Origin of the sequence: Duganella sp. HH101, from assembly GCF_001758795.1 — a bacterium.
In the GTDB taxonomy this organism is placed as follows: Bacteria; Pseudomonadota; Gammaproteobacteria; order Burkholderiales; family Burkholderiaceae_D; genus Rugamonas; species Rugamonas rivuli.
The window spans coordinates 51,131-70,068 of record NZ_LRON01000006.1; the positions used below are offsets into that span (position 1 = coordinate 51,131).

At 66.0% G+C, this 18,938-nt stretch carries 21 protein-coding genes; 9 read left to right on the forward strand and 12 right to left on the reverse strand.

Annotated features, from left to right (window positions below; all coding sequences use genetic code 11):
* The first annotated feature begins 79 nt into the window (after window positions 1–79).
* Window positions 80–280: a hypothetical protein gene (locus tag DUGA2_RS11480; protein WP_070359151.1), complete on the forward strand. Its 201-nt coding sequence runs from the start codon at window positions 80–82 to the stop codon at window positions 278–280.
* Here the strand turns inward: DUGA2_RS11480 and DUGA2_RS11485 are convergent.
* From DUGA2_RS11485 to DUGA2_RS11510, 7 genes are all read right to left on the reverse strand, one after another.
* A complete protein-coding gene (locus DUGA2_RS11485) occupies window positions 270–1,013 on the reverse strand; it encodes a LytTR family DNA-binding domain-containing protein (RefSeq protein WP_070269414.1) in 744 nt (247 codons plus the stop codon). The genes DUGA2_RS11480 and DUGA2_RS11485 overlap by 11 nt on opposite strands.
* Before the next feature lie 4 nt (window positions 1,014–1,017).
* Window positions 1,018–2,097, reverse strand: coding sequence for a sensor histidine kinase (locus DUGA2_RS11490; protein ID WP_070269415.1), 1,080 nt, complete (start codon window positions 2,095–2,097; stop codon window positions 1,018–1,020).
* Between the two features lie 2 nt (window positions 2,098–2,099).
* Window positions 2,100–2,807 carry a LiaI-LiaF-like domain-containing protein gene (locus DUGA2_RS11495; protein WP_070269416.1) on the reverse strand — a complete coding sequence of 236 codons (708 nt, stop codon included), beginning with the start codon at window positions 2,805–2,807 and terminating at the stop codon, window positions 2,100–2,102.
* On the reverse strand, window positions 2,804–3,181 hold the full coding sequence (locus DUGA2_RS11500; RefSeq protein WP_070269417.1) for a LiaI-LiaF-like domain-containing protein: 378 nt from the start codon (window positions 3,179–3,181) through the stop codon (window positions 2,804–2,806). The genes DUGA2_RS11495 and DUGA2_RS11500 overlap by 4 nt, the downstream gene beginning before the upstream one ends.
* A gap of 152 nt (window positions 3,182–3,333) precedes the next feature.
* A complete protein-coding gene (locus DUGA2_RS34000) occupies window positions 3,334–3,492 on the reverse strand; it encodes a hypothetical protein (RefSeq protein WP_168167779.1) in 159 nt (52 codons plus the stop codon).
* Window positions 3,493–3,578: 86 nt separating this feature from the next.
* Window positions 3,579–4,460, reverse strand: coding sequence for a LysR family transcriptional regulator (locus tag DUGA2_RS11505; RefSeq protein WP_070269418.1), 882 nt, complete (start codon window positions 4,458–4,460; stop codon window positions 3,579–3,581).
* 40 nt (window positions 4,461–4,500) lie between these two features.
* Window positions 4,501–5,118: a hemolysin III family protein gene (locus DUGA2_RS11510; protein WP_008447443.1), complete on the reverse strand. Its 618-nt coding sequence runs from the start codon at window positions 5,116–5,118 to the stop codon at window positions 4,501–4,503.
* A gap of 276 nt (window positions 5,119–5,394) precedes the next feature.
* On the opposite strand from DUGA2_RS11510, the gene DUGA2_RS11515 reads away from it, so the two are divergent.
* The 4 genes from DUGA2_RS11515 (at window position 5,395) to DUGA2_RS11530 (ending at window position 10,775) form a co-directional block, all read left to right on the forward strand.
* Window positions 5,395–5,790, forward strand: a complete 396-nt coding sequence (locus DUGA2_RS11515; protein WP_070269419.1) for a BlaI/MecI/CopY family transcriptional regulator — start codon at window positions 5,395–5,397, stop codon at window positions 5,788–5,790.
* A complete protein-coding gene (locus DUGA2_RS11520; RefSeq protein ID WP_070269420.1) occupies window positions 5,787–7,421 on the forward strand; it encodes a M23/M56 family metallopeptidase in 1,635 nt (544 codons plus the stop codon). Before DUGA2_RS11515 ends, DUGA2_RS11520 begins: the two co-directional genes overlap by 4 nt.
* A gap of 91 nt (window positions 7,422–7,512) precedes the next feature.
* On the forward strand, window positions 7,513–9,645 hold the full coding sequence (locus tag DUGA2_RS11525) for a TonB-dependent siderophore receptor (RefSeq protein WP_070269421.1): 2,133 nt from the start codon (window positions 7,513–7,515) through the stop codon (window positions 9,643–9,645).
* 17 nt (window positions 9,646–9,662) lie between these two features.
* Window positions 9,663–10,775: an acyltransferase gene (locus DUGA2_RS11530; protein WP_070269422.1), complete on the forward strand. Its 1,113-nt coding sequence runs from the start codon at window positions 9,663–9,665 to the stop codon at window positions 10,773–10,775.
* On the opposite strand, the gene DUGA2_RS11535 is transcribed toward DUGA2_RS11530, so the two are convergent.
* A complete protein-coding gene (locus tag DUGA2_RS11535) occupies window positions 10,753–11,058 on the reverse strand; it encodes a hypothetical protein (protein ID WP_070269423.1) in 306 nt (101 codons plus the stop codon). The two genes, DUGA2_RS11530 and DUGA2_RS11535, sit on opposite strands and share 23 nt — an antisense overlap.
* A 164-nt stretch (window positions 11,059–11,222) precedes the next feature.
* Between DUGA2_RS11535 and DUGA2_RS11540 the strand changes: the two genes are divergently transcribed.
* On the forward strand, window positions 11,223–12,287 hold the full coding sequence (locus DUGA2_RS11540; protein WP_070269424.1) for a patatin-like phospholipase family protein: 1,065 nt from the start codon (window positions 11,223–11,225) through the stop codon (window positions 12,285–12,287).
* An 8-nt stretch (window positions 12,288–12,295) separates the two neighbouring features.
* On the opposite strand, the gene DUGA2_RS11545 is transcribed toward DUGA2_RS11540, so the two are convergent.
* Together DUGA2_RS11545 and DUGA2_RS11550 are read right to left on the reverse strand one after the other, a co-directional pair.
* Entirely contained in the window at window positions 12,296–13,984 is a 1,689-nt protein-coding gene (locus DUGA2_RS11545) for a cyclic nucleotide-binding domain-containing thioredoxin-disulfide reductase (RefSeq protein ID WP_070269425.1), read from the reverse strand.
* Between the two features lie 66 nt (window positions 13,985–14,050).
* Window positions 14,051–14,398 carry a hypothetical protein gene (locus DUGA2_RS11550; protein WP_008447435.1) on the reverse strand — a complete coding sequence of 116 codons (348 nt, stop codon included), beginning with the start codon at window positions 14,396–14,398 and terminating at the stop codon, window positions 14,051–14,053.
* A 145-nt stretch (window positions 14,399–14,543) separates the two neighbouring features.
* Between DUGA2_RS11550 and DUGA2_RS11555 the strand changes: the two genes are divergently transcribed.
* Complete coding sequence (locus DUGA2_RS11555) at window positions 14,544–15,632, forward strand: type II asparaginase (RefSeq protein WP_070269426.1); 1,089 nt, start codon at window positions 14,544–14,546, stop codon at window positions 15,630–15,632.
* On the opposite strand, the gene DUGA2_RS11560 is transcribed toward DUGA2_RS11555, so the two are convergent.
* Window positions 15,626–16,261, reverse strand: a complete 636-nt coding sequence (locus DUGA2_RS11560; protein ID WP_070269665.1) for a flavin reductase family protein — start codon at window positions 16,259–16,261, stop codon at window positions 15,626–15,628. The two genes, DUGA2_RS11555 and DUGA2_RS11560, sit on opposite strands and share 7 nt — an antisense overlap.
* Window positions 16,262–16,347: 86 nt before the next feature.
* Between DUGA2_RS11560 and DUGA2_RS11565 the strand changes: the two genes are divergently transcribed.
* Window positions 16,348–17,076 carry an ABC transporter substrate-binding protein gene (locus tag DUGA2_RS11565; protein WP_070269427.1) on the forward strand — a complete coding sequence of 243 codons (729 nt, stop codon included), beginning with the start codon at window positions 16,348–16,350 and terminating at the stop codon, window positions 17,074–17,076.
* Window positions 17,077–17,082: 6 nt separating this feature from the next.
* Here the strand turns inward: DUGA2_RS11565 and DUGA2_RS11570 are convergent, their stop codons facing one another.
* Window positions 17,083–17,928: a type 1 glutamine amidotransferase domain-containing protein gene (locus DUGA2_RS11570; RefSeq protein ID WP_070269428.1), complete on the reverse strand. Its 846-nt coding sequence runs from the start codon at window positions 17,926–17,928 to the stop codon at window positions 17,083–17,085.
* Between the two features lie 102 nt (window positions 17,929–18,030).
* Between DUGA2_RS11570 and DUGA2_RS11575 the strand changes: the two genes are divergently transcribed.
* Entirely contained in the window at window positions 18,031–18,936 is a 906-nt protein-coding gene (locus tag DUGA2_RS11575; protein ID WP_070269429.1) for a LysR family transcriptional regulator, read from the forward strand.
* Window positions 18,937–18,938 lie beyond the last annotated feature (2 nt).

Genomic DNA, 18,938 nt, shown 5'->3' on the forward strand with positions numbered 1-18,938 from the left:
CCCCGCACCTGCGCACCACCACTGGTGTTGACCGACTCACCCCGACTCCGTGAGCCTTCAGTTTTCAGGAATGCTACACATGAGACACAGGGAAAACACGCTGCTTTCCAGGGCGATCCAGCAAGCCGTCATCATCGACGCCACCATGGGCGCGGCCCTCGCCTGGGCCTATCTGAGCACTTACAACATCTCCAACGCCACCATCCTGCGCGTGCTGTCCGGCGCCGCCCAGCGGCGCGCCTCCGACCTGCAAGCCGGGCAGCAGAGGGCTACTGAATGACCGCGCGTATCTTCTGGTAGCCGCTGCGGCTGACCGGCACCTTGGCGCCGTCCTTGAGGATGGCGACGTAGCTGTCCCTGGTGGCCTGCTCGATGCGGTCGACGCAGGCGATGTTGACGATCCACGAGCGGTGGATGCGCAGGAACTGGCCGGCGTCGAGCTGCTCTTCCAGCTCCGCCATGCGCTGGTTCTTCAGGTAGGACTTGCCCTCCGAGCGTATCTGCACATAATCGTCCTGCGCCTCGATGACCTCGATCTTGTCGCTGTTGATCACATGGACCTTGGCGCCGTCGCGTATCAGCACGCGGCCCAGCGGCTTGTTGCGGCCGGCCGCCTCGCGCACCATGCTCTGCACCGCCGCGCCGCCATCGCCGTCGCCCTTGGCCAGATCGGCGCGCGCATGCGCCAGCGCCTGGTCGAAGCGCTGCTGGCTGAATGGCTTGAGCAGGTAGTCGAGCGCGTGGAATTCGAAGGCCTTGATCGCGTACTGGTCGAAGGCGGTGGCGAAGATGTAGCGGGTCTTGGCGCCCGCCAGCTCGGCCACCTCGAAGCCGTCCAGCTTGGGCATCTGTATGTCCAGGAACACCAGGTCCGGCGCCAGTTCGGTGATGGCCTTGACCGCCTCGAAACCGTTGGCGCATTCGGCCACCACTTCCACGTCCGGATGTTCGGCCAGGTATTCGCGCACCACGCCGCGCGCCAGCATCTCGTCGTCCACGATAATGATACGCATTGCTCTACTCTCCCTCTTCGCCTGTTTGCGCGGGCATCGCGATGTCCACGCCAAAGCTGTTGTCGATACGTCCCCAGTGGATGCTGGCTTCGTGCTTGTAAACGCCGGCCAGCCGCTGGCGCACATTGGTCAGGCCGATGCCGTGGCCGTCGCTGCGGGCCGACGCCATGTCCGGATCGACCGGATTGTCGACGCGGATGTGCAGGATAGAGCCCTCCCTGCGCGCCGTCACCCGTATCGTGCCGCCCTCCGGCATATTGCAGATGCCGTGCTTGACGGCATTTTCCACCAGCGGCTGGATGATCATCGGCGGCACCAGGCAGGCCGCGGCCTGCTGGTCGACCTGCTCCTCCACCAGCAGCCGCGCGCCGAAGCGCACCTGCTCGATAGCCAGGAAGTGGCGTATCAGGCGCAGCTCCTCGTCCAGCGTCACTTTCTTGTGCGCCTCCATGCCCAGGCTCTGGCGGAAGAAGCTGGCCAGTTCCAGCGTCATGCGGCGCGCGGCCTTGGGGTCCTGCGAGGTCAGCGCGCTGATCGAATTGAGGCTGTTGAACAGGAAGTGCGGATCGATCTGCGTGCGCAGCATGCGCAGCTCGGCCTCCTGCGCCATCAGCAGCGATTCCAGTTCGCGCTGCTCGGCGCTCTTGGCGCGGACGAATTCGATCACCAGGTAGTGCACCGCCGCCGCGAAGCCGTACAGCAGGATGCCCAGGCCGACGATCAGCGCCGACAGCTGCGCGCTGAATTGAACGCCGGCCCATGCCACGTCCAGCATCAGGCAGGCGCCGTTCCAGGAGCGCCCCAGCACCAGCCACAGAAAGCCCGACACCACCGCCGCCACCGTCAGCACCAGCGCGGTGGCGGCGGTCCTGCCGCTGCCCAGCGGATAGGCGCGGCACAGGTAGTAGGCCGAGTAGCCCGCCGCATAGGCGTACAGCAGATTCATCGGAATCGCGAACAGCATGGCGTTGGCGAGCGGCGCGTCGTTGGCCAGCGAGATCACGCCGCCCAGCGCGATCCCGAGGAACAACCACACCAGCAGGTAGATGACGGTGCCGCGCCGGCTGGAAGAAATCTCCTGCATGCTCAGTTGCGCACTTCCAGGCCACCCATGATGGCGTAACCGCGCACGATCAGGCGTTTATCCGGCGTGGCCGGCGGCACGGTCTTCTCTTCGAAGCCGCCCATGATCGGCGTGCCCTGCAGGACCACAGTCCAGTCGACCGGCACCTTGATGGTGATCCCGCCGAACATCGAGAACACATTCAGCACCGCCTCGCCGTTGATCGAACTTTGGCGCAGGTCCAGGTCGCAGCCGCCCATGACGGCGGTGATCTCGCCGCCGCGGAAATCCTGCGTGGTCAGGCGGCGCTTGAAGCCGCCCATGACGGCGGTGATGTCGACCACGGCGTCGCCGCTGGTCTTTTCCAGCGAGTCGGCGCCCGGCTCCAGGAAGGAGCGGCCGGTGCTCGACTTGAACACCACCGACAGGCCGGCGGCGATCAGCAGCAAGGGCCACAGCGAGCGCCAGCTGATGGAAATGAAGCCGGTCTCCTTCAGCAGTATCATGGCGCCGACCAGCATCAGCGCGCCGCCCACCACCACGCCGGAGGTGGTGCGGGTCTGCACCAGCTTCATGACGCCGAAGAAGATCAGCGCGGTCGGCCACAGGTGCAGCGTGAAGTCCAGGTCCAGCCAGCCGAGATTGGCGAGCAGGAAGGCCATGCCGACGGCGACCACGAACAGGCCGACGACGAACTGCGATGCGGGACTCTTTTGACGGTTGGTACTCATTTTGGCTCCTTGATCGAAGGGAAGGCATTATCCAGCAAAGGGCGCAGCAGCATGCCGATCCCGCAGGCCACCACCAGCGCAGGCCAGGTGCCGCCGAAATCCAGGCCCCAGACATGGTTGAAGGAGACGTACCACCAGCCGGCGAAGAAAATCTCCCAGCAGCCGTTGAGGAAGTAGCGCGGCGTGGTCGGCGGGATGATCTTGGTCAGGCCGCTGATCACCAGCAGCCATGGCCACCAGCGCCAGAGGCTCATGATGTTGAAGTCGATGTCGATGATGTCGGCGCGGTCCAGCAGCAGCACGCAGCCGGCGGCGATCAGCGCCAGGCCCCAGACCATTTGTTGACGCCAGCGGTAAGCAGTGTGGATACTCATTTCAGTCCCCCGTGTTGGTATGGATGTAACGATACCGGGGAACTGCGGGCCGCGAAACCGCTATTCGGCGAACGGCGGAAACGGGCAGGTGAACGGCGAAAAATCCCGCATGCCGGCGGCGAATGGCGTGCCGGCGGGGGTTGGGCCGTGAATCAGGAACGGCCGTTGCCGACTTTTTGCTCGAACATCAGCATGCCCCAGCCCAGCTGGCGGCGGATTTCTTCCGGTGTAGGCGGCGGTTTGACTTCATGCGAACGCCGCTCCAGGTAGGCACGGACCAGGTGTTTGGATGGGTGTGTAGTCTGCGACATGATAGGCTCCCTGAGGCGGCGATAACATGAAGTCAGTGTAGCCCCGCCCCCGGGAGACCTCTGTACGGAACCGCACCGTACACCGCTCAGAGTTTTTGCTGCAAAAACTCGAGGAAGCAGCTGATACGCTGGGCCAGCAGCGTATTGCGGTAGTAGACCGCGTGGATCTGCTGGCTGAAGCCGGTGTTGCTGCCTTCCAGGACCTTGACCAGGCGGCCGGCCTCGATGTCGGCGCGGGTCATGAAGTCCGCCAGGCAGACGATGCCCTGCCCCGTCAGCGCCAGCTGGCGCAGCGTCTCGCCGCTGGAGGCGGCGATCGACGGCGTGATCGGCAGGCTGTTGCCGGCCGCATGGCGCAGCGGCCAGTTGTTGCCCTGCTCGTACTGCGCAAAGCCGATCAGCGAATGCCGCACCAGCTCTTCCGGCGTGTCCGGCGTGCCGTGGCGGCGCAGGTACTCCGGGCTGGCCAGCACGTGCAGCGGGCTCGATGTGAGCGCGCGCGCGTGCAGCGTCGAATCGGTCAGCGCGCCGATGCGGATGGCGATGTCGGTGCGGTGCTCGATCAGGTCGGTGATCTGGTCGTTGCTGCTCAATTCCAGCTTGATCTCCGGGTACAGGGCGCGGAACTCGGCCATGTGCGGCACCACGCAATGCAGCATGAAGGGCGAAGCCGCGTCCACGCACAGGCGGCCGGCCGGCTTCTGGCGGCGGATGCGGATGGTTTCCTCGGCTTCCTCCATGGCGCCGAGGATGGCGCGCGCGCGTTCGAGGAACAAATGGCCTTCTTCGGTCAGTTCCATGCGGCGCGTGGTGCGCGTCAGCAGCGACGTCGCCAGCTTGTCCTCCAGCCGCGACAAGGCGCGGCTGACGCCGGACGTGGTCTGGCCGAGGTGGACCGAGGCGGCACTCAGGGTGCCGCTGTCGATCACGGTGATAAAGGTTTTCAGGTCGTCGGAATTAATATCCACTGGTGCTCTACTCTCGAAATCCTACAGTTGTACGGGTGCTTCACGCTACATATAGCCAGATCGCGCCAAAATGGCAGGCGCTCCCGCCCAGCACAAACAAATGCCAGACGCCGTGGCCGTAGCTCCACTTGTGGTCGGTGACGAAGAAGGCGATGCCCACCGTGTACACCAGGCCACCGGCCGCCAGCCAGGCGAATCCGCTCCAGCCCAGCGCGTCGATCAGCGGGCTGGCGCCGATCACGCCCACCCACCCCATCGCCACGTAAATGAGCAGCGACAGGACGCGCGCGCCCTTGGCAAACCAGATTTCCTGCAAAATGCCGATCAGTGCCAGGCCCCACACCACGCCGAACAGCGACCAGCCCCACGGTCCACGCAGGCTGACCAGCGTGAACGGCGTGTAGCTGCCGGCAATCAGCAGGTAGATGGCGCAGTAATCCATCTGGCGCAGCACGTCTTTGGCGCGGCCGCGCAGGCTGTGGTACAGCGTCGACGTCAGGTACAGCCCCAGGAGGGTGGCGGCGTAGATGCTGAAGCTCACCACTTTCCAGGCGTCGCCGGTACGCGCAGCCAGGATAATCAGCAAGGTGCCGCCGATGGCCGCGAGCGCGGCGCCCACGGTGTGAGTGATGCTGTTGAAGCGCTCTCCGTAATACATATGTGTTTCCAATACTGTGAGGCAGCGGCGGAAAGCTGCGGCCTCAGGCATTGTATAGCGCATTTCATAACGGTGCTGCGGGTTTCAAGCCACGACCCACTCGGCGGTACCTTGCGGCTCATCCCGCACGACCGTACACAATTGGCAATTAGCAAAAACTTAATCGTAACATATAGAGAATTTATGCAAAGCAATGTTACAAATTTTTAGACAACTGTTGACCGGCATGCGACACATGTCGCATAATCACCCCATTCGTCGCAGAGAGGTAATGCCATGTCCACCACCATCCCCATCCCGTCCGTCAGCGAGCTGACGCTGTTGAAAGCCCTGTGGAAGCAGCAGCCGCTGAGCGCCCGCGAGCTGCACGACGCCGTCGCCGAGGAGCTGGGCTGGTCGTTCTCCTCCACCCGCAAGACGCTGGAGCGCATGCTGGACAAGCAGATGCTGGCACAGCAGGCGGCGCACGGCGTCAACGTCTACGTGGCGCGGCTGGAGAAGGTCGGGACGCTGGCGGCGTTTGCCCATGATTTCGGCAGCCGCGTGATGGAGATGGCGGCGCCGCTGCCCGTCACCATGTTCACCGGCAGCAAGCTGGTCGACAGCGATGAACTGGCGCAGCTGGAGCAGATGCTGCAGGATTGGCCGTCCGACGAGGCCGGCAAGCCATGATGCTGGCCTACGTGGTGCTGTTCAAGTGGATGCTGGCCAGCGTCAGCTGCGTGCTGGCCGGGATGCTGGTGTGGGCGCTGCTGGCGGCCGCGCTGCGCTGCTGGCCGGCGCTGCTGCCGCGCCGTGCGGTGTGGCTGGCGGCGCAAGGCGTGACCGCCGGCGCCGCGTTGCTGGCACTGCTGCCGCACAGCGAACAACACAGCCTGACGCCGACGGTGACGCTGGACGCGGCCGAATCGCCGGCCATCCGTGTGGCGCTGCCCGCGTTGCCAGGCAATGCGCAGGACGCCCAGCCGACGGGTCGCGCATCGGCGCCGGCAGCGGCCGCAGTCGCCCTTCCCGCCCGCGCAGACGCACGCGAATCTGAAGCAGCCGGCGATATCGACCTGCCGCCTTTCACACTGGTGCTGCCCGCATTGTGGACGCTGGTGTATGCCGCCGGCCTGGCATGGACGCTGGCACGCCAGCTGCGCGCCCGCCGCGCATGGCGCGGTTTGCTGGCCGCCTCGCAGCGCCTGTCGCCACAGGATTTGCAGGAACACGGCGCCTTCCACGGCGCGCAACTGGCGGCTATCGCCCGCCACCGCCTGGCCGTGATGGAAACCGACGCCGCCATTTCGCCGATGCTGATCGGCGCGCGCCGCCCCGTGCTGCTGCTGCCGCGCCATCTGCGCAGCTTCGGCGCCGAGCAGCAGCACATGATCATCGCCCACGAACTGCACCATTGGCGCGCACGCGATCCGCTGTGCATGGGCGTGTCGGCCTTGCTGCAAACGGTCTTCTGGTTCAATCCCGCGCTGCGCTGGATGAATTCAAAAATGGAATGGGCGCTGGAGCTGATCTGCGACCAGCGCGTGCTGGCAGGCCGCCCGCAGCAGCAACGCAAGCAGTATGCGGCCGCCCTGCTGCTGCAATGGAAAACGCAGACGGCGGCCATGCCGGCCGGCGGCGTGGCCTTCGGCGGCGTCAACGGCGCCACCGCCGCCGCGCGCATCCGCCAGATGCAGCAGGCCGCGCTGCCGGTGCTCAGCAGCGCGGTCGCCTGGGGAGTCGCAGTGCTGATGGCCGTCGTACTGGCCGGCGGCGCCATGCTGCAACCGGCGCTCGCGTTCAACGCGGCTCCGCAGCTCAACGCTACGCCGTCGCCCGCGCGGACGGACGCCGCCGCGCCGGCCGAAACCGAGCCCGCCTGGCGCGACCCGCTCGACAAGATGCGCGTGACCAGCCTGTTCGGCGTGCGCCGCACCGTGCTGGTGACGCCGCACAAAGGCATCGACATCGCAGCGACCAGCGGCACGCCGGTACACGCGGTCGCCGCCGGCACCGTCGTCAGTGCAGGCGAACTGGCCGAGAACGAAGGCCGCTATGGAAACACCGTCATCCTGCAGCACGGCGCGCAGCGCACCCTGTACGCCCATCTGACCACCACGAACGTCAAGCCCGGCGCCAAGGTGGAGGCCGGACAGCAGATCGGCACCGTCGGCCAAACCGGCTTCGCCACCGGCCCGCACCTGCATTTCGAAGTGCGGCAGGGCGAAGAGCTCCTCAACCCGGCCGCCAAACTGGCCAACCTGGACGCCCGCGCCACCAGGCGCGCCCTGCTCGTGCGCCGGCAGCAGCTAGGCTACTAGGCTAAAGCCCCCCAATCACCGCCTCCGAACCGCAGCCCACCGGCTGCGGCAAGGGGAACTATTGCCCGCGTTTTTGAAGACAAGGAAGCATATGCAGCGACACTACCTCACCGGCAGCCTGCTGCTGCTCGCCGTCGGCGCCCACGCCGCAGACACCGAGACAGCCGAACCGCCGCAAGTCAAAGTCACCGGCCAGCGCGCCGACCAGCGCCAGCGCGAGACCACCACCAGCATCGTCGTCAACCACGACGAGATCATGCGCCAGGGCGACCAGACCCTGGCCGACGTGCTCAAACGCCTGCCCGGCATCAGCATCACCGGCGTGCCGGGACGCGGCGGCGCGATCAGCATGCGCGGCCTGGGCAACGGCTACACGCAGATCATGCTGAACGGCGAGCCGGTACCGGCGGGCTTCTCGCTGGACACGATAGAACCCGAGACGATAGAACGCATCGAGATCATGCGCAGCGCCACGGCGGAATTCAGCAACCAGGCGGTCGCCGGCGCGATCAACATCATTTTGAAGAAGACCATCAAGCGCGGCCAGCGTTCGGTCAGCGCCAGCGTCGCGCGGCAGGCCGGCGTCGATACGCCCGCACTGTCGGCGACGCTGTCGGACCAGGACGGCCGCCTGGCCTACAGCCTGGCCGCGACGCTCACCCACAAGCGCAGCGAGGCGCCGTCCACCGACCTGGAAGAACGGCGCGACGCCAGCGGCGCCATCCTCGAACAGCGCCGCATGCGGAAGACCGAATCCGGCCGCACCGACGCCCTCACCCTGGCGCCGCGCCTGAACTGGACGCTGGCCGGCGGCGACACGCTGAGCTGGACGGGCTTCGCCAATCTGCGCCGCGTCGACAACGTCCATGGCGAAAACGAAACGGCGCTCGTCGGCCCGCACAGCGAATACCCGCGCAGCGTCTCCAACTTCGTCGCCAATTTCGCCATGCTGCGCAGCGACCTGAATTGGACCCACCTGCTGGAGAGCGGCGCCAAACTGGAGACCAAACTGGGCGCGAGCAGCAACCGCCGCAGCGGCACCTTCGACTTCAACGGCATGGACAGCGACGGCAAGCCATCGGGCCGCCACCACGTCGACTCCGGCCCGTCCGAGACCAGCGTCGCGCTCAGCGGCACTTATCGCCATCCGGTCGGCGAGCGCCACGCGATCTCGCTGGGCTGGGACGCCAGCCGTGCCGTCCGCAGCGAAGACCGCAACGAAACCCTGTTCGACGCCAGCGGCGCGCAGACCGGCGGCAGCAACGCCGACTACCGCGCCAACGTCAACCGCCTGGCCCTGTTCGCGCAGGACGAATGGCAGGTCACGCCGCGCTATTCCCTGTATCTGGGCCTGCGCCACGAACGCCTGAGCACCGCCAGCCGCGCCGAAGCCGCCAACGCGCCAGACGCGCTGGACCTGCGCTCGCAGGTGTGGAGCCCGTCGCTGCAATCGCGCTACGAGCTGCTGAACAAGGATCTGCTGCGATTGGCTGTCAGCCGCACCTACAAGGCGCCGCCGCTGGTCAAGCTGGTGCCGCGCCGCTATACCAACGACAACAACAATAACGAAACCAATCCCGATGAACAGGGCAATCCAAATCTGCGGCCGGAGCTGGCCTGGGGCATGGATGCGGCCTACGAGCACTATCTCGGCGAAGGCGCATTGCTTAGCGCCAGCACCTACGTGCGCCGCATCCGCGACGTCACCGTGACCCGTCTGTTCAAGCAGGATGGCGAGTGGGTCGAAGCGCCCTTCAACAGCGGCAACGCCAATGTGCGCGGCATCGAGCTGGAAGCCAAGCTGCCGCTGTCGCCGCGGCTGGACCTGCGCGCCAACATGGCGCGCAACTGGTCGCGGGTGGAGAGCGTGCCGGGGCCGGACAACCGGCTGGAAGATCAGGTGCCGTTCACTGCCAACCTGGGCGCGGACTACCGCCCGGCCGGCGCCGCGCTGACCTTCGGCGGCAATCTGAACTACCAGGCCGGCGGCCCGGCGCGGCAATCGGCGCTGGTGAGGATGGCCACCAGCCCGAAACGCGAACTGGATCTGTACGCACTGTGGAAGGTGGACGCCAGGACGCAGCTGCGCGTCTCTGCCAGCAACCTGCTGCGCCAGGACGCTACCGAATCGCATGAATATGCCAACGAATACGGCCGCCGCTACCGCGTGGCGCAAACGCCGACCAGCGCCACGCTGCGCATCCTGCTGGAGCATCAACTTTGAACGGAGACCGTCATTCAATGAGAAACAAGCATATCGACAGCCTGCGCGGCGTCGCCATCCTGTGCGTGCTGGTGCTGCACTTTACGCTGGCCTACGGCCTGAAAAACAGCCCGCTGGGCGACCTGCTGCCGGCGTGGCTGCTGCGCGCAGCGTTCCAGGGGAACTTCGGCGTGACGATGTTCTTTACCGTGTCCGGCTACCTGATCACGTCGACATCGCTGCGGCGCTGGGGCGACCTGTCGCGGATCGATATCGGTACATTCTATTTATACCGTTTCGCGCGCATCATGCCCTGCCTGCTGCTGGCGTTGGCCATCATCGTGGTGCTGGGCACCTTCGACGTGCCGTTCTTTTCCAATTCCGACGGCGATGTGGACCGGCCGGCCAGCTACTTCTTTATCGCCGCCGGTTCGGTGCTGACGTTCTGGCACAACCAGCTGATGCAAACCGCCGGCTACTTCAACTACTGTCTGAACGTGTACTGGTCGCTGTCGGTGGAGGAAGTGTTCTACCTGCTGCTGCCCTTGTCATGCCTGCTGCTGCGCCGCAATTGGCTGATCGTGCTGCTGTGCTGCGCCGCCATCGTGGCCGGGCCGGTCTATCGCAGCCAGCATACCGACAATGAAATCTTCTTCATGTACGGCTACCTGGCCTGCTTCGACGCCATCGCCATCGGCTGCCTGACGGCGATGCTGGCGCAACTCGCGGCGCCGAATGCGCTTCAGGGACGGATACTGCGGATCATGGGCGGGCTGGCGCTGGCGGCGCTGTACCTGCGCGGCATCGATGGGCATGAAGTATTCGGCTTCACGCTGGTCGCTCTGGCGAGCGGCGTGTTCCTGCTGGGGAGTTCGGCGGAACCTGTCGCTGCGGAGCGCACGCCGGGCAAGTCGCTGCTGCGCTGGTTCGGCCGGCATAGCTACGAGATCTACCTGTTCCACATCATCGTGCTGGCCGGGATGCGCAACGTGATGACCAAGGAAAGCCTGGGTTATGCAGCCCGGCTGCCATGGCTGCTGCTGTTCCTGTGCCTGACGGCGATGGTGGCCGCCCTCGTCGCCCGCTACGTCTCCGAACCGGCCAACGCGGAGCTGCGGCGCAGATCGGCTAGTGAACGTTGCGTGCAATAAAATAGACTGCTGTCGTCAGGGCGGAACAGACAACAGTCATCCATGAAATCAGTTTCCAGGTTTGCGCCTGCATGGCTCGATAGAACTCCCCCCTGGCGTCTGAAACCGCTGAATTTGCGCCTGCAACCATAGTCTTGACCATTTCTATATCCGCCTTTGTTGCGTAGTGCTGCTCGATGAAGGCTACCTGGATCTGCAATTTCGCGATGTCTACGCGCATCGCCTCATTGCTGGCAAGTAAAGCCTGCACAGCACTTTCTATCCTTGTAAGCTGATCGTCCATCCATCGATTCTTCTCCTGTTACGCGCCGCCGTCAAACGCTGTTCGTAGGCGATTTGGTTTATATCAAATTTAAGGGGCTCGAAGCCTGCTGTGGTATGGTTCGGTTTATGACGCAAGCACAAATTCAACCTTGGCAACAATCGTATAAACCGTATAAACGCTGCATGGTCCTCGGCGGCGGCGGTTTCCGTTTCGGCATCTACATCGGCATGTACGCCGCGCTGCGGCAGGCCGGGCGCGCGCCGGACGTGCTGCTGGCCAGCTGCGGCGGCGCGATTGCGGCCGCCATCATCCACAACCTGCCCGACCCGGAAGCGCAGCGCGCCTGGCTGTCGTCGCCCGAGATGTACCAGTTCTGGTGCAGCCTGAAATCGACCCGGCACGCGGACCTGACGGGCAGCCTGCTGCGCGCCGCCCGCCGCAAGCTGTCGACCGCCAAGGCGCCCGTCATCCCCGACCTGTTCGGCGACTACATGTTCGAGATACCCTCGCAACTGCCCTTCCCGCCCGCCACCGGGACGCCGGACGTGGATGTCGCCATCATCGGCGGCAAGCTGCTGTTCAATGAGTCGGAAGTAGGCCAGCCGCGCGCCGGCCGCAAGCTGTTCGCGGAAACGGTATTCTGCGGCGAGCACGCGGCCGCCCTGCTGCACGGCATGCAGTCGCCGCTGGGCGACACCCGCTGGGGCGATCATGCGGTCGCCCGCGAGCTGCTGGTCGACGGCAGCGTGCCGCTCACCGAGGCCGCCCGCATCTCGATCGCTGACATGATCTACTTCCGCTGCCAGCAGTATCGCGGCCAGGAATACATCGGCGGCGTGCTCGATCTGTTCCCGGTGGAGATCGCGCGCCGCCTCGGTGCGGAAGTCATCATGGAATTCAAGGAAGCCTTCGACCAGGTGTTCGCGATTCCCGCCTGGCGCTCGGTGCTGGGCATCAACGGCAATGCGCGCCTGCGCTACGCCAATACCCACCTGGCCGATATGCGCATCGATACCTCGGACGTGTCGGTGGCGCTGGCCAAGCAGCAGCTGCAGCAAAAGCTGGACTGGCGCCGCAACCGCATCGAGCTGGCGATGCCGCCGACCTACGACATCTTCGTCCAGCACATGAACGACCAGTGGCAGTACGGCCATGACCGCGCGCTGGAGGCGCTGGGCCACGCGCCCGGCAAGCATCCGCCCATTCGCCGCGCCACCCGCTACAGCAAGCCGCTGCGCAGCGTCTAAGAGGGCTGCTAGTCGCCCGCCAGCACCTGGTGCAGCGACTGCACCGCCGCCGAGCCTTCGCCCACCGCCGCCGCCACCCGCTTGACCGAGCCGCTGCGCACGTCGCCGACGGCGAAGATGCGGGGACGGCTGGTTTCCAGGAAGTGCGGGCTGCGCTCCAGCGGCCACGCCTGCGCGGGCACCTGCGGCCCGGTCAGCACGAAATTCTTGTCATCCAGCGCCACGCAGTCGCCCAGCCACGCGGTGTTAGGCTCCGCGCCGAGGAACAGGAACAGGTGCCGGGCCGGCGCGGTCTTCACCTCGCCGCCGGCCGCCTGCCAGCTGATGTGTTCCAGCTTGTCGTCGCCCTGCAGTTCGACGATCTGCTTGCGCGTGTGCAGCGTGATGTTGGGCGCCGCCTCGATGCGCTGGATCAGGTAGCGCGACATGCTGGCGGCTAGGCCGTCGGCGCGCACCACGATGTGCACGTGTTTGGCGTGCGCGGCCAGGAACACCGCCGCCTGCCCGGCCGAATTGCCGCCGCCGACGATCACCACTTCCTCGTTGGCGCAGAAGGTCGCCTCCATGAACGAGGCGCTGTAGTAGACGCCACGGCCTTCGAAGCGCTCCAGTCCCGGCAGGTCCGGCTTGCGGTAGCGCGCGCCGGTGGCGATGACGATGGAGCGCGCCCGCAGCCGCTCGCCGCTGTCGATGGCGATCTCGAAATCCGGCCCTTCGCAGTCGACGGCGCTGACGCGCACCGGCACCGCCACCTCGGCGCCGAACTTGCGCGCCTGCGACAGCCCGCGTCCCGCCAGCGCCTGGCCGGACACGCCGGTCGGGAAGCCGAAATAGTTCTCGATCTTGGAGCTGGAGCCGGCCTGGCCGCCCGGCGCCTTCGAATCCAGCACCGCCACGCTCAGGCCTTCGGACGCCGCATACACGGCGGCCGCCAGTCCGGCCGGGCCGGCGCCGACCACCACCAGGTCGAAGGTGCGGCCGTCGATATTGTCCGAGCTCAGGCCGATGCTGTCGGCCACCTGGCGCAGCGTCGGCTGGCGCAGCACCTCGCCGGACGGCGTGACGATGGCGGGAATGTCGGCCGCCGTCACGCCGAAGCGCTCCATCAGCGCCGCCGTTTCGTCGTGCAGTTCGGTGTCGAAGTAGGCGGTGGGCTGGCCGTTGCGGGTCAGGAAGTGGCGCAGCACCAGCGTGGCCTGCGAATGGCGCGCGCCGAACACCACCACGCCGCCCGTATGGTCCTGCATATAGGCCACGCGCCGCAGGATGTAGGCGCGCATGATGGTTTCGCTCAGCGCCGCTTCGGAGATCACCAGCGTGCGCAGGGATTCCTCGCTGATGACGATCATTTCGCTGTCGGTGACGACGCGCCCGGTGGCGACCGCCGCGCGGCCGGCCAGCGTGCCGATCTCGCCGGTGAACATGCCGGGGCCGTGGGTGCCGAGGATGACGGTGCCCAGCGCCGATGCGCGCTCGATCTCCATCGAGCCGCTCAGGTTCACGTACATGGAGATGTGGCGGTCGCCCTGGCGGAACAGGATGTCGCCGGCCTTGAAGTGGCGGCGCTCGCCGTAGCGGCTGAGCAGCTCGAACTCGGCCTCGCTCAGCGTCGGCATGATCTGGTGGCGGCGGTTGCCGATGTCGGTCGATGCGGCTTCGGGAAGTGCGCCCTTGCCTCCCGCGGTTCTTGTTTCCATGCTCAAGCCTGTGGTCAGTCGGTATCCGACCATGATAGCGCTAATCGGGCGAAGCGGCAGGCAGGGCTAGCGGCAGAGCTGGTTCCAGTTCTGTTCGAACTCGGCCGGCGAGACATCCTGCGCCAGCAAGGTCAGGTCGCGCGCCACCGAGATGTAGCGCTGATAGCCGATGTAGGCGCCGAACGCATCCTTGGCGTTGAACTCGCCGCAGGTGGCGCCGCCCTTGCCGACGACCTGGTTGCGGAAGATCGCCGAGGCCGGCTCGCGCACCTTTTCCTTCACGTATTTTTCGCCCAGGCTGGTCAGCGTCGCGGCTTCTTCCTGCCGCTTTTCCGCCGCGCTCTTGCCGCAGGCGGCCAGTACCGCCATCAGCGCCAGCACCGCGACCCTGCGCGTGGTGTTAGCAAAATTCATAATATTTTCTCTTTTATAATTTTCTTGCAGCAATTATCTATGTAAACATCATCTCACGCCACCCATAACGCGGCAACGGCTTGCATTGTTGACAGCCAGCGTATTTGTTACTATCGCTAGCTTTACAGCTTGATCAGGAGATCACATGTCCCACCCGACACCCGCACGGTTCCTCAAAGCATTGCTGGCTTGCGCAATATTGCTGAGTTCATATGCCGGGGCAGCTGAAAAAGCCGCCGCCCCACTGGCCCATGTGACCATCCTGGCCACCGGCGGCACCATCGCCGGCAGCGGCGCCACCAGCACCACCACGGTCGGCTACACCGCCGCCACGGTCGGCGTCGACCGCCTGATCGCAGCCGTGCCGGAACTGGCCAAGGTGGCCCAGGTCAAGGGCGAGCAAGTGTTCCAGATCGCCAGCGAAAACATGAGCAACGAGCACTGGCTGACGCTGGCCAAGCGCGTCAACGCGCTGCTGGCCCAGTCCGACGTGGACGGCATCGTCATCACCCACGGCACTGACACGCTGGAAGAAACCGCCTACTTCCTCGACCTGGTGGTCAAGAGCCGCAAGCCGGTGGTGCTGGTGGGCGCCATGCGTCCGGGCACCGCGCTGTCGGCCGACGGCCCGATCAACCTGTACAACGCCGTGCTGCTGGCGGCCAGCCAGGAAGCCGTCGGCAAGGGCGTGCTGGTGGCGATGAACGACCAGATCCACGGCGCCCGCGACGTCACCAAGACCAACACCTCGACCCCGGACAGCTTCAAGACCCCGGAGCTGGGCATGCTGGGCTACTTCCAGGGCAACAAGCCTTACTTCTACCACGCGTCGACCCGCAAGCACACCATCGACACCGAGTTTGACATCAGCAAGCTCGACGCGCTGCCGCAGGTCGACATCGTCTACGGCTACGCCAACGTCAATCCGGTGGCGCTGAACGCGCTGGTGGCGGCCGGCGCCAAGGGCATCATCCACGCCGGCGTCGGCGACGGCAGCCTGGCGGCCAAGGTCTTGCCATCGCTGACGGCAGCGCGCAAGCAAGGTGTGCTGATCGTGCGCTCGGCGCGCGTCGGCCAGGGCATCGTGGCGCGCAACGGCGAAGCCAATGACGACGAACTGGACTTCGTGGTTTCCGACACGCTGAACCCGCAAAAAGCGCGCATCCTGCTGATGCTGGCCCTGACCCGGACCAACGACAGCAAGGACATCCAGCGCATGTTCTACACCTACTGACCGGTCTTGGGATAGTCCGGCCGCCTCATGCGGAACAGGCTATCCCGCTTGATCTCGAAGTAATCGGCCGGGCCGCCGCCGCGCAAGATGGTCTGCGAGCCCGCCGTGTCGTACACGCCATCGCGCAGCAGCGTCCGCGCGATGTGCACGCCCACCACCTCCCCCATGATCAGCCAGCCGTCGGTCGGCTCGCCGGCCGCGTTGTTCAGGCGGATGATCTGGCTGCACCGGCATTCGAAGGCAACCGGACTCTCGGCCACGCGCGGCACGCCGACGATGGTCGACGGCGTCGGCGTCAAGCCGGCCAGTACGAACTCGTCCACCTCCGGCGGCGCCGGCGCGCAGCTGGCGTTCATGGCCCCGGCCAGCGGGCGCGTGGCCAGGTTCCATACGAACTCTCCGGTCTGCTCGATATTGCGCAGCGTATCCTTGCGGCCCTGGCTGGAAAAGCCGATCAGCGGCGGCGTGTAGTTGAACGCGTTGAAGAAACTGTAGGGCGCGAGGTTGAGGCCGCCATCCGCGCCGCGCGAGGAAATCCAGCCGATCGGGCGCGGCCCGACGATGGCGTTGAAAGGGTCGTGCGGCAGGCCGTGGCCCAGCGCAGGTTGGTAGAAATAGCGGTCGTCCATGTTCAATCCCGAAGGCGCTGCCGCGCCGATGCAGCATTTTCGCACAGGCCGGCGCCGCCCGTTGCCACTGCAGGTATGATAGCCGGATGAGGTTTATTCTTATTTTTTTCGCCAGCTTGCTGCTGGCCTTGCCTGGTCGCACAGAGGAACTGGTCTATGTGGTGTCCACCGGCAGCGCGATGCCGATGACGGATTTCCGCGATGGCGTGCTGGTGGGCGGCCTGCTCAAGGAGTTCGGCGACGCGCTGGCGCGCGAGCTGCGCATGACGCCGCGCTATATGAGCGTGCCGCGCAAGCGGGTCGAGACGCCGCTGGCCAACGGCCAGGCCGACATCCTGTGCGACCTGCGGCCGGAATGGCTGGACGGCAAGGACTGGCTGTGGTCGGACGCCATCTTCACCAACAACGAGATCGTCGCCACCCGCCTCGACACGCCGGCGGTGCGCAACGTGGCCGAGCTTCGCCGGCAGCGCATCGGCACCATCCTCGGCTACCGTTACGCCCACCTGGAGATTCCGCTGGGCGAGGAGTTCGCCCGCGACGACGCCATCAGCGACGACTTCAACCTGTCCAAGCTGCTGCGCATGCGTTTCCGCTACATGCTGACCAATTCGCTGTATTACGATTATCAGCGCAAGACCCATGCGGAGCGGGCCTTGCTCAATCCGGCGGTCTACAAGGTGTTTGCCTTCGACACCTACTGCGCGCTGCCGCCGCGCGGCAAGCTGGCGCTGCCGGCGCTGGACCGGGCGATCCAGGCGCTGAAACGGCGCGGCGAGATCCAGGCCATCGTCGACCGCTTCCGTCCCAACTGAGGCGGATCAGCGCTTCAGGCGGGCCAGCAACTGGTCGGCGACGGCGCTGGCCGAGGCGGGATTCTGGCCGGTGATCAGCTCGCGGTCCGCCACCACCCAGGTCTGCCAGCTGGCCGCGCTGCTGAAGGCGCCGCCGGCTTTTTGCAGCGCATCCTGCGGCCAGAACTTCATCGCGCCGCCATTCAACATCCCTTTGGAAGCATCCTCTTCGGCATTGCTGAAGACCGTCATCTTGTAGCCGGCGTAGATCCAGGCCGGCGCCGGGGCGGCATGCGCGCCCTGCTCCAGCGTGGCGGTGAAACGGGCCGGCTGCTCCAGCGCCGACAGCAAGGCGATCGGGCCGTGGCACACCAGCGCGGTCGGCTTGGCGTTGGCGTGGAAGTCGCGCAGCAGGCGGCCCAGCGGCGCGCTGTGCAGCAAGTCCTGCATCGGCGCGTGGCCGCCCGGGATGTAGACGGCGTCGTAGCGGCCGTAGCCGTTCTGCTCGACACGCGCCAGGCTGACCACCGGCGAATGCTCGACCGACGTCAGCTGCAGCTTGTCCAACAATGCGACGTGCTGGCGCATGCTGGCTTCGTCATTGCCGAAGTACATTTTGTCGAGCGAGCTGCGGTCCAGCGTCGGCGCCTTGCCGAGCGGCGTGGCGAAGGTCAGCGTATGGCCGGCGTCCAGCAGTTTTTTGACCGGCTGCATCAGTTCGTTGGCATAGAAACCGGTGCTGAAGCTGCGCTGGTCGCGCAGTGCCAGCTGCGATTCGTCGGACAGCACGACCAGCACGTTGGCGGCGTTGGCGGCGACGGCAGCCAGACCGAGCGCGGTACCGGCGGCGACTTTGAGGATGGTGGTGTTCATGGCGATGCTCCTGTGGGTGTGGGGTAGTGGCGCTACTTTATTGATGCCTGTAGAGTGTGTAAATACGCGCACAACCAAATCATTTGTTCTTGAAAGGCATGAATGGGCAGGCAATTCGATCATATGGCCGATGTGGAGGCCTTCGTCACCATCGTCGACAAGGGCACGATCAGCGCGGCGGCGGTGGCGCTGGGCACCACGCCGTCCGTGCTGAGCCGCGCCGTGGCCCGGCTGGAAGCCCGGCTCGGCGTGCAGCTGATGCGGCGCACCACGCGCCGCCTGAGCGTCACCGAGGCGGGCCGGCTCTACCTGGAGCAAGCCCGCAGCGCCTTCGGCCTGATCGCCGACGCCGAGCGCGCCATCCAGGGCCAGGGCGGCGAGCTGTCCGGCACGGTGCGACTGAGCGCGCCCACCACCTACGGCCACTACCGGCTGCCGCAATTGCTCAGGCCGTTCATGGAGCGCCATCCCAAGGTCGTGGTCGAACTGAGCATCGCCAACCGCAACGTCGACCTGGTCGACGAGGGCTACGACATGGCGATACGCCTCGGCGAACTGGCCGACAGCGGCCTGGTCGCGCGGCGGCTGGAGGACGCGGCGCTGTGCCTGGTGGCGGCGCCGGACTATCTGCGCCGGGCCGGCACGCCGCGCGACCTGGTCGAACTGGCCGGCCACGCCTGCCTGCCCTTCACCATGCCCAGCACCGGCCGCCAGGCGCCGTGGCTGCTGCGGGTGGATGGCCGCGATGTCGACTGGCCGGCGCCGCCGCGCATGCGGCTGGCCGACGATGTGCTGGGCGTGGTGTCGCTGGCGCAACAGGGGCTGGGCGTGTGCCAGACCTACCGTTTCGTCGCCGAGGAAAGGCTGGGCAACGGCCAGCTGGTCGAACTGCTGCCTGAGTTGAGCGGCCGCAGCCGGCCGTTCTCGCTGATCTACGCGCCGCACCGGCGCATGTCGGCCGCCTGCCGCGCGCTGATCGACAGCATCGCCCCCGATCAAAGCCACTAATC